The 12,064-nt window shown below is 64.0% G+C and carries 12 protein-coding genes, 1 tRNA gene and 1 riboswitch; of the genes, 9 read left to right on the forward strand and 4 right to left on the reverse strand.

From position 1 onward, the window contains the following. Window positions 1-607: 607 nt before the first annotated feature. Window positions 608-1,855: a site-2 protease family protein gene (locus LB547_RS01140; RefSeq protein WP_140760958.1), complete on the forward strand. Its 1,248-nt coding sequence runs from the start codon at window positions 608-610 to the stop codon at window positions 1,853-1,855. A 16-nt stretch (window positions 1,856-1,871) separates the two neighbouring features. Here LB547_RS01140 and lipB read toward each other — a convergent pair whose 3' ends face one another. After that, entirely contained in the window at window positions 1,872-2,615 is a 744-nt protein-coding gene (gene lipB, locus LB547_RS01145; protein ID WP_140516401.1) for a lipoyl(octanoyl) transferase LipB, read from the reverse strand. Between the two features lie 180 nt (window positions 2,616-2,795). On the opposite strand from lipB, the gene LB547_RS01150 reads away from it, so the two are divergent. From LB547_RS01150 to LB547_RS01160, 3 genes are all read left to right on the forward strand, one after another. Continuing rightward, a tRNA-Leu gene (locus LB547_RS01150) sits at window positions 2,796-2,880 on the forward strand. A gap of 195 nt (window positions 2,881-3,075) precedes the next feature. Continuing rightward, window positions 3,076-4,494, forward strand: a complete 1,419-nt coding sequence (gene mgtE / locus LB547_RS01155) for a magnesium transporter (protein ID WP_140516400.1) — start codon at window positions 3,076-3,078, stop codon at window positions 4,492-4,494. Between the two features lie 125 nt (window positions 4,495-4,619). Further along, a complete protein-coding gene (locus tag LB547_RS01160) occupies window positions 4,620-5,006 on the forward strand; it encodes a MerR family transcriptional regulator (RefSeq protein ID WP_224656255.1) in 387 nt (128 codons plus the stop codon). Window positions 5,007-5,305: 299 nt separating this feature from the next. Here the strand turns inward: LB547_RS01160 and LB547_RS01165 are convergent, their stop codons facing one another. Together LB547_RS01165 and LB547_RS01170 are read right to left on the reverse strand one after the other, a co-directional pair. Then, a complete protein-coding gene (locus tag LB547_RS01165; protein ID WP_140559585.1) occupies window positions 5,306-5,782 on the reverse strand; it encodes a methyltransferase family protein in 477 nt (158 codons plus the stop codon). Further along, window positions 5,779-6,783: a DUF1624 domain-containing protein gene (locus tag LB547_RS01170; RefSeq protein ID WP_140760943.1), complete on the reverse strand. Its 1,005-nt coding sequence runs from the start codon at window positions 6,781-6,783 to the stop codon at window positions 5,779-5,781. The genes LB547_RS01165 and LB547_RS01170 overlap by 4 nt, the downstream gene beginning before the upstream one ends. Before the next feature lie 231 nt (window positions 6,784-7,014). On the opposite strand from LB547_RS01170, the gene LB547_RS01175 reads away from it, so the two are divergent. After that, a complete protein-coding gene (locus LB547_RS01175; protein WP_140648775.1) occupies window positions 7,015-8,214 on the forward strand; it encodes an MFS transporter in 1,200 nt (399 codons plus the stop codon). A gap of 3 nt (window positions 8,215-8,217) precedes the next feature. On the opposite strand, the gene LB547_RS01180 is transcribed toward LB547_RS01175, so the two are convergent. Then, window positions 8,218-9,387: an aromatic ring-hydroxylating oxygenase subunit alpha gene (locus tag LB547_RS01180; protein WP_140555009.1), complete on the reverse strand. Its 1,170-nt coding sequence runs from the start codon at window positions 9,385-9,387 to the stop codon at window positions 8,218-8,220. Between the two features lie 134 nt (window positions 9,388-9,521). Continuing rightward, window positions 9,522-9,718: riboswitch (cobalamin riboswitch) on the forward strand. Window positions 9,719-9,753: 35 nt separating this feature from the next. On the opposite strand from LB547_RS01180, the gene LB547_RS01185 reads away from it, so the two are divergent. The 4 genes from LB547_RS01185 to cobO are packed head-to-tail and all read left to right on the forward strand — an operon-like array spanning window position 9,754 to window position 11,894. After that, on the forward strand, window positions 9,754-9,933 hold the full coding sequence (locus tag LB547_RS01185) for a CbtB domain-containing protein (protein WP_140495602.1): 180 nt from the start codon (window positions 9,754-9,756) through the stop codon (window positions 9,931-9,933). Between the two features lie 15 nt (window positions 9,934-9,948). Continuing rightward, window positions 9,949-10,746: a CbtA family protein gene (locus LB547_RS01190; RefSeq protein WP_140760924.1), complete on the forward strand. Its 798-nt coding sequence runs from the start codon at window positions 9,949-9,951 to the stop codon at window positions 10,744-10,746. Next, window positions 10,739-11,278 (forward strand): bifunctional adenosylcobinamide kinase/adenosylcobinamide-phosphate guanylyltransferase, encoded by a 540-nt coding sequence (gene cobU, locus LB547_RS01195; RefSeq protein ID WP_224702854.1) that lies wholly within the window; start codon window positions 10,739-10,741, stop codon window positions 11,276-11,278. The genes LB547_RS01190 and cobU overlap by 8 nt, the downstream gene beginning before the upstream one ends. A 1-nt stretch (window position 11,279) precedes the next feature. Then, on the forward strand, window positions 11,280-11,894 hold the full coding sequence (gene cobO / locus LB547_RS01200; protein ID WP_140555012.1) for a cob(I)yrinic acid a,c-diamide adenosyltransferase: 615 nt from the start codon (window positions 11,280-11,282) through the stop codon (window positions 11,892-11,894). The last annotated feature ends 170 nt before the right edge of the window (window positions 11,895-12,064 follow it).

Below are 12,064 nucleotides of genomic sequence, written 5' to 3' on the forward strand. Positions count from 1 at the left end.
CCAATGAGCCTTCAGTGCGATCAGGGTGGAAGAGATCGCGATTATCACCAGGATGAGCAGCCAGGTTACAAAGCTGCGCGAGAGGCGCCACCGGCGGCCTTGCCTCATGCGCTTTCGCCAGCGATCAGCTTGATTGGCGCCTTGGTGTTGCCTCACGTCCATCACTCGGCAGTCTTAGCTTACCCACTATTGTCTCGACTGACATTGAGTGCAAGCAGGCGCTCATCCCATACGCTAACTGACGATAGCGTTGCCGACATCTTCCTCACCTGTTGATAGGACGCGCCGTCAACCTTTTCTTAACCCTGCCGGTTTGATCGCTCGAAAATTCCGGCAGCGGACGGATTCCGCTCGTTGACTTTGAAACAAAATTAGAACAAATTGCGAACATATCAACAACAGGAGAGAGTTATGACCGATCTGGTTCAGGATGTCATCTCGCTGGTTTGCATGAGCACCTTTCTCATTTCCATGGCGATCTGGATCGGAGCCATGTGAGATGGCGGTGTCTGCCGTCGCTGTTCCGGCGGACGAAAGTCCGCCTTGCCGTTAAGCCTTTCTTGCCGCCATGGCGCTAGGGTATCGCTCCTGAAAGCAGGAGCGCCGCGTGTCGCCCATCGTCACCGCCTTCCTCGTGGCCAGCAATCTCGGGCTGATCTTTCTCCTGATGAGCGTGCCGCTTGGTTTGCGCACCATCAGGCTCAGCCGCACGGTCGCGGCCGACCGGCAGCGCCTGTGGCAGGCGCTGTGGCCGCTCGGGAGCAATGCCGGCTGGTCCGGCGAAATCCTCTCGGCGGAGATGCTGGGCGAGGGAGTGGTCCGTACCAGAATGTCCTGGGAGGGCCGGGACGGCCGGCCGATCGAACGCAAGGCCCTGTTCGAGAATGTCGTGCACGGCAGGTGCTTTTCGATGCGCGTCATCGAAGACACGGCGCTCGATCCGTCTTTCTGGGCGCATTATCGGGAAACCGCGCAGTTGGTCTCGATTGGCGAGGCCACCCGGGTGACGCTCACCCAGACCGACCGTTACCGCGGCGTGGCCTTCCTGGCGTTCCGCTATTTCGCCATGCGCCGCGAACTCGCCAAGCTGGATGGCTGGGCCAGGACAGGGCGGTATCGCAAGGGCGGCTGGTTCGAACATCCGCTGAGTCAGCTCGGCTTCGCCGCTCTCTCGGCATTCATCCTGTGGCCGTTCTTCGGGCTTCACCGCGGCGGGCTTGCTCTGGCCGCGATCCTGACTTCCGTTGTCGCCCTGCACGAGCTCGGCCACATGGCGGCATTCCGCCTGATGGGCCACCGCAGGGCGCGCATGATCTTCATCCCGCTGCTCGGCGGCCTCGCCATTGGCGGCCGGCCCTATGACAGCCGTTTCGAAGTTGCGTTCGTGGCGCTGATGGGCGCCGGGTTCTCTGCTTTCCTGGTGCCGTTGGCGATGATGGGCAGCACGTTTGCAAGCGCGGAAGGGCACTGGCTTGCCGCGACATTGCTGGCGACACTGGCGGGCTGTGCTGCCCTGTTCAACATCGCCAATCTGGTGCCGGTGTGGAAATTCGATGGCGGCCAGGTGCTGCGCCAGATCTGCCCGGGGCCGGTCGCGCTGGCGCTGGCCTCCTTCTTCCTGCTCTCGGCGTTCCTGGCGCTTGGCTGGCGGGCCGGCTTTTCCATCGGCTTTCTGCTCGCGGCCGGCGCGGTCTTTGCAATCCTCAGCCTTCTGACAGCGGGCAGCGGGGTGAGGCCGCGCCACGAACTGAAGCCGATCCGCACGGCCGACCGTTTCGTCATCGCCGGCGCGCTGCTGGCGGTGTTCGTCATCCACGGTTATGGAGTGCTCTGGGCGTCGGCACGGCTGATCTGAGCTGTCCGGGAAGCGTTCAGCCGGCCTCGCGGGCTGTTTCCAAGGGCAAGGCCGTAGCCGGGCCGAAGACATCCTCGAACGCTGATTTCAGCGCCAGATCGAGATCGGCCATCGTCACCGGCAGCCCGAGATCGACGAGGCTGGTGACGCCGTGGTCCTGCACGCCGCACGGCACGATACCACTGAAATGGCCGAGGTCCGGCTCGACATTGATGGCGATGCCGTGAAAACTCACCCAGCGCCTGAGCCGAATACCTATTGCCGCGATCTTGTCCTCGGCGGCAGAGCCGTCCGGCAGGGCAGGGCGATCGGGCCGCACCACCCAGACGCCGACGCGATCCTCACGGCGCTCGCCATTGACGTTGAAGGCGGCGAGCGTGCCGATGATCCACTGTTCGAGGGCGGCGACGAAGGCGCGCACATCCTCGCGGCGGCGTTTCAGGTCGAGCATGACGTAGGCGACGCGCTGGCCCGGCCCATGATAGGTGTATTCGCCGCCGCGGCCGGCCGAAAACACCGGGAACCGGTTGGCGTCGATCAGGTCCTCGCTGCGCGCACTGGTGCCGGCGGTATAGAGCGGCGGATGCTCGACCAGCCAGACCATCTCGCCGGCGGCCCCGCTGCGGATCGCTTCGGCGCGCGCCTCCATGAAGGCAAGCGCCTCGGGATAGGCGGTGAGGCCGGGCTCGATCGCCCATTCGACGGGCGCCGAACCGGGCAAAGGCAGGAACGACGTGGCGATCTGGCTGCGTTCTGGCATGGGGTGTCCCTTGTTGTACTCCATATGGCGATATCGGGCCGAAACGTCCAGTTCGCGGCGCATTTTGGCGCTTTGATCCGTTATGGCAATTCCCAGCGATTAAATGCTCGGGGCGCACTTGTTTCGCCGGAAACGATTTGCTACACGCCGCGAGCCGGTCGGTTCCGGCTCCTACCACGTGCGGTCGTGGCGGAATTGGTAGACGCGCAGCGTTGAGGTCGCTGTGGGGCAACCCGTGGAAGTTCGAGTCTTCTCGACCGCACCATTCTCTCTCCCCAGAATCTGATTTGTAGCGGCACCTCCAGCCCTACGGGCACCGCGCATTTCGTTTGATATTCCCGCGCGTTACGCCAGTTTCTTTTTGGGCGTCGGATTTTCCCGAAACCGGTTTCCACTTTCGGGTCCGATGTTCTAGACCTGAGACGCACCTTTTCCAGGATTGCAATGGCGGGAGGCGCTGGTGGAAGGCCAGGACGAACGGACGACCGGCGCTGGGGGCGCTGACGAACACCGCGCCGACATCTACGGTGAGGACGGCGCTGTCCTTTCGTCCTTTCTCGCCCAGATCGGCGCGGCGATCGCCGACCGCGATACGCTCACGCTCAAGCGTGAGGTCGACGACCTGCACCAGTCTGAAATGGGCGACCTGATCGAGGCGCTGCATCCCGACCAGCGGCGCGCCCTTGTCGAGCTTTTGGGGGCCGACTTCGATTTTTCCGCGCTGACCGAGGTCGACGAGGCGATCCGCATGGACATCGTCGACAATCTGCCCAACGCGCAGATTGCCCAGGCGGTGCAGGAACTCGATTCCGACGACGCTGTCTACATCCTCGAGGACCTCGAACCGGAGGACCAGGACGAGATCCTGTCGCAGCTGCCGTTTACCGAGCGCATCAGGCTACGTCGCTCGCTCGACTACCCCGAGGAGACCGCCGGGCGGCGCATGCAGACGGAGTTCGTCGCGGTGCCGCCGTTCTGGACGGTCGGCCAGACCATCGACTACATGCGCGAGGACAAGAACCTTCCCGACCGCTTCAGCCAGATCTTCGTCATCGACCCGAGCTTCAAGCTGCTTGGCGCCATAGACCTCGACCAGATCCTGCGCACCAAGCGCTCGGTCAAGGTCGAGGAGGTCATGCATGAGACGCGGCACGCCATTCCGGCCACGATGGACCAGGAAGAGGCCGCGCGGGAGTTCGAGCAATATGACCTTCTGTCCGCCGCCGTCGTCGACGAGAACGAGCGGCTGGTCGGCGTGCTGACCATCGACGACGTCGTCGACGTCATCCAGCAGGAAGCCGAGGAAGATCTCCTGCGCATGGGCGGCGTCGGCGACGAAGAGCTTTCCGACAGCATCTTTTCGACCTCGCGTTCGCGTGTGCCATGGCTGCTTGTCAATCTCCTGACCGCCTTCCTTGCGGCATCGGTGATCGGCCTGTTCGACCACACGATCGAGCGCATCGTGGCGCTCGCCGTGCTGATGCCGATCGTGGCCGGGATGGGCGGCAATGCCGGTTCGCAGACCATGACCGTCACCGTGCGGGCGCTGGCGACAAGGGATCTCGACATCTACAATGCCGGCCGCATCATTCGCCGCGAGATAGGCGTGGGCTTCATCAACGGCATGGTTTTCGCCATATTGATCGGCATCGTAGCCGCCGTCTGGTTCCGCGATGCCAATCTGGGCGGCATCATCGCCGCGGCCATGATCATCAACATGTTCGTTGCGGCCCTTGCCGGCATCCTGATCCCGCTGCTGCTCGACCGCTTCAAGGTCGATCCCGCGGTCGCTTCGGCGGTCTTTGTCACCACGGTCACCGACGTCGTTGGTTTCTTCGCTTTTCTGGGCCTTGCCACGTGGTGGTTCGGCGTCCATTGATCCGGCTCAATTGACTTTTACGTAAATGCCGTGCGAGGCTCGGCGACAGGCAGACTGCGGCCGATTCCGGCAGGTCTGCCGCGGACGGAGAGCAGCAGTCGCCAATCTCCGGCTATGGGGCGAGAATGCGGGAATATTATTCGATCACCGAGCTGACGCGCGAATTCGACGTGTCGACGCGGACGCTGCGGTTCTACGAGGACGAGGGACTGGTGCAGCCGGTGCGGCGGGGCCGCCCGCGGCTGTTTCGTCCATCCGACCGACACTTGATCCGGCAGATCATGCGCGGAAAACGGCTCGGCTTCTCGATCAACGAGATCCGCGAAATCATCCAGATGTACAAGGAACCGCCCGGCGAGGTCGGCCAGCTCAAGCTGATGATCAAGCGCATCGAGGAAAAGCGCGAGGATCTGAGGCAAAAGCGCCGCGACCTCGAGGAGACATTGGCCGAACTCGACCAAGCCGAGGAATCCTGCGTTGAGCGGCTGGTCGAGCTCGGGGTTAATACGTAGCGGCCTTCCAGGCAGGACAATCGCTTTAGAGTCGGCGCCGCCCCTCATCGCCCTGCCGGGCACTTCTCCCCGTATAGTGACGGGGAGAAGGGGGCTGACCGTGATCTCGGTCTCTTTCCTGCAACGCTGGTGGCTGGCGAAACCGCTGATGACAGCGCCCCTCTCCCCGTCACTATACGGGGAGAGGATGCCGGCAGGCAGGTGAGGGGCGGCGCCGACATCGACAAATTGTTGGTCTCCGCCACAAATCGGAAACCGTTATCTTCCCGATATGGCTCTGGCAGCCGGCGTTCAGATGCTCAAATCCAGCGCCGCACTCTTTTTGCGTAGTCGCGGTATTTCTTGCCGAACTTTGCCGCCAGCATCTTTTCTTCCTTTTCCACCGCGACCTTCTGCGTGACGAAGGCAGCGATGAACGCCAGCGGCAGGAACCAGACGATCCCGGAGATGAAGGCGACGCCAATCAACAGCAGCGTGTTGGCGAGGTACATCGGATTGCGGGTGACGCCGAAAGGACCCGTGGTGACGAGATGGTCCGGCACGGCGTTGGGGTTGAGCGTGGTCTTGGCCCGCGTCATGGTGCGGATGGCGGTGAACCAGAGTGCGGCGACGCCGAACAGCGCCACCCAGCCGGCCGCGTAGAGGAGGTCGCCCAGGAGGTCGCCGATCCAGGGCAGGGGAAAGAGCAAGCCGAGCGCGATACTGATGGCGATGGCGGCGATGTAGATCAGCGGCGGCCACGGTATCAGCCCAGGTTTGGGCGGGGTCTCGGTCATTCGACACCTTCCTCCGTCATCTTGCTGTCGGTCTGGGCCGTGCAGGTGCCGGCGAGATCCGCCAGATGCGCTCTCCATTCGGCGGTCTGGTCGTTCTTGTAGAGCCGATCAAGCGTTGCCTCGCCCTCCAGCGTGTCCAGCATGCACCCACAATAGCTCGAACAGAACTTGCTGTCGCGCTGCTGCTCGCACGAGATCTGGCAGGTCTTGAGAAAGTTCACCTGCGGGGTTTCGACCTTGGCCGGCATTACTTGCGAGAACAACCAGACACTGCCGATCAGCAGCGGCTGATGGATCAGGTAGAAGGCCAGGCTGTGCCGGCCGATGAAGACCAGCGGGTTGGACCAGCGCCCGGGCGCCACATCCGCCAGGCGCGCCAAGACGCCGAAGCGGGAGGCAAGCTTGGTCGCTCCGAGGCCCACAAGCACCGCACCGAACCACGGGAACAGCGGGACATAGTCGTTGGAGTGTGGGTTGACCGCGGAAAGACCGACCCACCACAGCCAGGGGTGATCGAATGATTCCAGCCGAAAATAGAAGGGAATGGCGATGACCGCCGCGGCGATCGGCAGTGTAAGCAGCGCCGGCAGGCGCAGGAATGCCAGCCCGAGCAGGCTCGCCAGCGCGATCTGGTGCAGGATGCCGAAGAAGATCCACCCGTCCGGCGTGGCGATACGGGTGGCGACCGAAATGGCGATCGCCGCTCCGGCGACCATGGCGAAGCGTCTCCAGAAGCCGTTCCAGCGGATCTCTTTGCCATGGGCGAGATACAGGCTGACGCCGACCAGGAACAGGAAGGTCGAGGCGATGCAGCGAGCATAGAACTTCCACCAGCCGAAGGCGGTCAGGCCGGGATCGGTGTAGCCGAAGAATTCCAGGTCCCAGGTGAAATGGTAGCTCGCCATGGCGATCAGCGCGATGCCGCGCAGCATGTCGATGGCGACGATGCGCTTGGTCCTCGGCAACTCCGCGGCGGGCATGGTCGGCGTCTGGATGCTCATGGTCTCGCGATCTGATTCAGCCCCGCACGAGGACTATCACGGTTACGCCGGACAAAAGAAGGCCGTGAGCTTCGATACAGACAGTCAGCCGGCGCTGCATGAGGCACCCCTTTAGGCCAGCACCGGAAAGCCTTTGACCGGCTTCGTTTTTATCCGGGGCACGTCGGTTTCCTGTTACCGGTCGCGAACTGATGGCCGCAGATTGGCTGCTGATTCTGCTTTGGGGAAGCAATGTCCACGCATGTGCGCCATCCGATCTGGCTACCGGCCCTCAAGGCCGCGGATGCCCGCACCTTCGCCTCGCTCTACGCGGTCGAATCCTTCGCTCGCGCCACGGTGTCGAGCGTCATCCCGATCCAGGCCTACGAAATCCTCCACAACGAGCAGATCGTCTCGATCCTCTACACCATCGTGGCGATGCTCGGCCTGTCGGTGACCCTGTTCATGCCGATGCTGATCCAGCGCTTCGCACGGCGCTGGGTCTACACGGCGGGCGCCTGCCTGCTGGCGATCGGCTCGTTGTTCTTCGTCACGCATACGCTCGCCGGGCAATTGGCCGGTATGCTGTGCCGTGTCATGGGCGCCAGCGCGCTGTCGATCACGCTCAACCTCTACATCATGGACCACATCCGCAAGACCGATTTCATGCAGGCCGAATCGCTGCGCATGGCGTGGTCGATGTTTGCCTGGACGGGTGGGCCGACGCTCGGCATCTTTCTCTACACGCGCTTCGGCATCTATGCCGCGCATGGCGCGGTCGCCGTATTCGCCTTGGCCCTGCTGGCGTTGTTCTGGACCTACCGGCTCGGCGACAATGCCTCGATCCGGCCGGGCAAGACGCGCCCGGTCAACCCGCTGGCCAATATCGGCCGCTTCGTCGCGCAGCCGAGGCTGAGGCTGGCCTGGCTGATCGCCTTCGGCCGCTCCTGCTTCTGGACGACATTTTTCGTCTATGGCCCGCTGTTCATGGTCATCACCGGTGAGGGCGAACTTGCCGGCGGCATTCTGGTTTCGGCAGGCAACGCGCTTTTGTTCATGGCGATTTTCTGGGGCAAGGCCGGCAAGCGCTTCGGCGGCCGCAGGACCATGACTTTTGCCTATTTCGCCATGTCGGTGGTGCTGCTGGCGGCGGGTGCCGTCGGCGAAAGCGCGCCGCTCGTCACCGGCGCCTTCCTGCTGTGCGGCGCCTTCTTCACCATCGCGCTCGACGCGCTGGGCTCGACCGCCTTCATGCGCTCGGTCCGCTCTTATGAGCGGGCGCAGATGGCTGCGGTCTACCGCACTTATCTCGACTTTTCCGAACTGACGCCGCCGCTGGTCTACTCGGTGGTGCTGGCCTTTTTCGGACTGGGCTCGGTTTTCGTCACGCTCGGCCTGCTTGCGGCGGTCTGCGGTTATGTCACCTGGCGGTATCTGCCGAAGTCGCTGTGAAGCTTACGGCACAAGCGCAGCATGTCGTTCGCGTACCCAATCGTGGAAGCGGTGGAGGTCGTACTCCTCCGGCATCAGCACGCCGGCCTTATGGCGCATGGAGCGCAGCCCTTTCTGGTTGACCTCGCAGATCGCGGCATCCTCCTCCAGCACCTGGGTGCCGAATCCGACGATGTTGTCGATGTCGGTGGCGGCGAGCGCGTCGGGCGCGAACAGCCATTCGGCGGTCAATTCGGTCTGCTCGGGGCCAAGCGGCACCAGCCGTACGGACCTGACATAGTCGACGTGGCCGACGATGAACATCGAGGGCAGGCTGGTGGCGTAGGTCTGGCCGGCGGCGTGCTCGGCCGGCGTCAGGCCCGAAAAGACCGGCCCATGCGCCTGGCCGTCACGTGACCATGTTTCGGCACCCGCCCGCAGCCCGCCGGAAAATTCCGGCGCGTCATTGTCGGCATGGCGGGTCCATTCGGGGTCGTCATGCCGGCCCATCAGGCCGCGGCCGTAGATCGGCACCAGCCGCGACAGGTCCTTGTGGACGCCGGGGCAATGCAGGCATTCGTTGAAGTTTTCCCAGAAGATCTTCCAGTTGCAGTTCATCACCTTGCGCAGCACATGGCCCGATACCAGCGATTCCAGCGGCCAGTTGCCGAGATCGCCGGAGGCCGGGTCGAAGGATGAGTGCGCCGAGCCGGCGGCATCTTCCGCGAGATTGACGAAGACGAAGCCGCGCCAGACCGACAGCGCGACGCGATAGAGCGGATGGTCCGCCTTGTCGAAACCTTCGGGCAGCGTTTTCGATGGCACGCGCACGAGCTCGCCGCGCAGCGAATAGGACCATGCGTGGTAGGGGCAGGTGATCAGCCGCGCCTTCAGCCGCCCCTCGCGTTCCTGGCAAAGCTGCGAGCCGCGATGCCGGCAGGTGTTGTGGAAGGCGCGCAGTTCGCCGGTATCGTCACGCAGCACGACGATCTCCTGGCTGCCGACACGGAAGGTGCGGAAAGCCAGCGGTTGGGCGAGATCAGCTTCACGGCAGACGAGCAGCCAGTTCCTGTACCAGATGGCGTCGAGGTCGCGCTGGTAGGCCGCCGCATCCCAATAGGCCGAGGACGGCAATGTCGGCTCGGCCCGGGTGAGGCCGTTATAGGGGGCGTGCTGGCTCTGGACGGGCTGCATGGCTGGCCTCCTGTGAGGATGGCAGCCGACACCCGGCCACGGAAATTGTCAATTGCAGCGGAGCAAGCGGCCGGACGGCGCTAAAGCGCTTGTCGCCGTCGGAATTTGGTTTGCCGGATGCGGCGATTTTCCCTATAGTCACCTTCGTCGTCGGTTCCGATTGGAGCCAAGAGGGAATGCGGTGCGGGCAGATTTGTTGCCCAATGCCGTGGCTGCCCCCGCAACTGTGTGCGGTAGTCCTCTCCATATGCCACTGAAGATTTTCTTCGGGAAGGTGGGGAAGGGCGCTGATCCGCGAGCCAGGAGACCTGCCGGCGACAGGAAACTGACTTCGATGCCCTCGGGTGGAGGGTGAAAGGACAAGACATGAATACCGCTTCCGTCTCCCTCGGCGCCTCCATCTCCTCGCAGTCGCGCCTCCTGCAGCTCGCGCTCGCGGCGCTGCTCGGCGTTTTCGTCGTAGGCTTTGTCGGTTTCTCGCATATCGACGCGGTCCACAATGCCGCGCACGACTATCGCCACTCGATGGCGTTTCCCTGCCACTGATAGGGATTTGACATCATGAACCTGTTTCGCAACGTCGTGTTCATCGCGGCGATCGCAGGGCTCGTGGCCGGTGTCGTTCTCGCCTGCATGCAGGCCTATGCCACCGTGCCGTTGATCCTGAAGGCGGAAGTCTACGAACAGGTCGGCGGCGGCCACCACCACGACCATACCGCACCGGCCCCGACCGACAACAACGCCATGAACTCTGCCGCCCCGGCGGGCAATGCCATGAGCTCCGCCGCGCCGGCAGCCGCTGAAGCTGTTCCGGCTGAAGAGGAAGGCTGGGCGCCGGCCGACGGCTTCGAGCGTTTCGCTTTCAGCGTGCTTGCCAACATCGTCACCGGCATCGGCTTCGCGCTGGTCCTGGTCGCGGTTTCGGAATTCGCCGGCGGCATCGGCAACTGGCGCCAGGGCGTGTTCTGGGGACTGGCCGGCTTTGCCGTGTTCACGCTGGCGCCGGGCCTCGGCCTGCCGCCGGAACTGCCGGCCATGCCTGCCGCCGAGCTTCTGCCACGCCAGATCTGGTGGACGGCGACGGTGGCGGCGACGGCGATCGGCCTTGCCCTGATCGCCTTCCGCAAATCACTGCCGCTGGCGATTCTGGGTGTGGTGTTGATCGTCGCGCCGCATATCGTCGGCGCGCCGCAGCCCGACAGTTTCGAGACGCCGATCCCGGAAGGCCTGCACCATCAGTTCGTGGTGGCGGTGACAGTGACGAACCTGGTGTTCTGGCTCGTGCTGGGCGCTGTCGTCGGCGTGGTGCGTGGACGCTTCACCGGCAGCGCGACGAGCCTGCGCGACAGCTTTGCCTGATCGCGGAAGACTGACCTTCATCATCGGCGGTGGGCGCTCCGGCAAGAGCGCCCCCCCGCCCCCCCCCCCCCCCCCCCACGCCGAAACGCTGATGACCGCCTTGCCTTCGCCATGGGCCTACATCGCCACGGCGCAACCTTATGACGACGAGATGCGGCAGCGCATCGCGTTGCACCGGTCGCGGCGCGGCGAGGGCTGGACGACCATCGATGCACCGCTAGACCTTGTCGGTGCACTCGAGGCCCTACCGGAGGACCAGCCGGTGCTTGTCGACTGCCTGACGCTCTGGCTGACCAATCACATGCTGGCCGATCATGATGTAGAGGCCGAATGTCGGCGGCTGGCTGACATGCTGTCGCGGCCGCGCGGACCCTGGTTCGTGGTATCCAACGAGGTCGGGCAAGGCATCGTGCCCGACAATGCGCTGGGGCGCCGGTTCCGCGACGCCGCCGGCCGGCTCAACCAGCAGGTCGCGGCGATTGCCGAGACCGTGCTTTTGATGGTGGCGGGGCTGCCGCTCAAGGTGAAGTGACATGACCGACATCGACGAAAAGGACGAAGAGCGCCACCGCGCCAAGATGGCCAAGCGCAAGGCGGTCCAAGACGCCGAGGTGGCGAGCAAGACGGTCGAAAAGGGGCTGCTGATCGTCAACACCGGCCCGGGCAAAGGCAAGACCACGGCTGCCTTTGGCCTGGCGCTGCGGATGCTCGGCTACGGCAAGCGCGTCGGCGTCGTCCAGTTCATCAAGGGCAAATGGCATACGGGTGAGAAGGAGGCCTTCGCCGCCTTCGGCGACCGCGTCGTCTGGCACGCGATGGGCGAGGGGTTCACCTGGGAGACACAGGATCTGAAGCGCGACATCGCGGCGGCCGAGGCCGCCTGGGCCAAGGCGCTGGAGCTGATGGCCGATCCGTCGATCAGTCTCGTCGTGCTCGACGAACTCAACATCGCGCTGCGCTACGAGTATCTCGATCTGGACAAGGTGGTTGTCGCGCTGAAAGCGCGCCGCGAGGGCCTGCATGTCGTCGTCACCGGTCGCAACGCCAAGCCGGCGCTGGTCGAGGCGGCCGACCTGGTGACCGAGATGGGGCTGACCAAGCACCATTTCGCGGCGGGCGTGAAGGCGCAGCAGGGGGTGGAGTTTTGAGAGCTGTTGTCCCCTTTTGTGGATGAGCATTCAAGTCTGGTCGCCAAACGCTTCCAGCAGGGCTCACTTCCTTTCCCTCCGGAGGGGGGAAAGGTGGCGCTGCGAAGCAGCGACGGATTGGGGGAAGGCGGTTATCGAACGCGCGGTCCGCAGACAGGCAGGCGCAACCC

Origin of the sequence: Mesorhizobium sp. B264B1B (assembly GCF_020165765.1) — a bacterium.
In the GTDB taxonomy this organism is placed as follows: Bacteria; Pseudomonadota; Alphaproteobacteria; order Rhizobiales; family Rhizobiaceae; genus Mesorhizobium.

Coding starts and splice junctions, on each gene's coding strand:
- lipB (WP_140516401.1), bottom strand. CDS start 2,615: ATGCCAGAACGCAGCCAGATCGCCACGTCGTTCCTGCCTTTGCCCGGT.
- LB547_RS01185 (WP_140495602.1), top strand. CDS start 9,754: ATGAATACCGCTTCCGTCTCCCTCGGCGCCTCCATCTCCTCGCAGTCG.
- LB547_RS01175 (WP_140648775.1), top strand. CDS start 7,015: ATGTCCACGCATGTGCGCCATCCGATCTGGCTACCGGCCCTCAAGGCC.
- LB547_RS01170 (WP_140760943.1), bottom strand. CDS start 6,783: ATGAGCATCCAGACGCCGACCATGCCCGCCGCGGAGTTGCCGAGGACC.
- LB547_RS01190 (WP_140760924.1), top strand. CDS start 9,949: ATGAACCTGTTTCGCAACGTCGTGTTCATCGCGGCGATCGCAGGGCTC.
- LB547_RS01160 (WP_224656255.1), top strand. CDS start 4,620: ATGCGGGAATATTATTCGATCACCGAGCTGACGCGCGAATTCGACGTG.
- LB547_RS01180 (WP_140555009.1), bottom strand. CDS start 9,387: ATGCAGCCCGTCCAGAGCCAGCACGCCCCCTATAACGGCCTCACCCGG.
- cobO (WP_140555012.1), top strand. CDS start 11,280: ATGACCGACATCGACGAAAAGGACGAAGAGCGCCACCGCGCCAAGATG.
- LB547_RS01165 (WP_140559585.1), bottom strand. CDS start 5,782: ATGACCGAGACCCCGCCCAAACCTGGGCTGATACCGTGGCCGCCGCTG.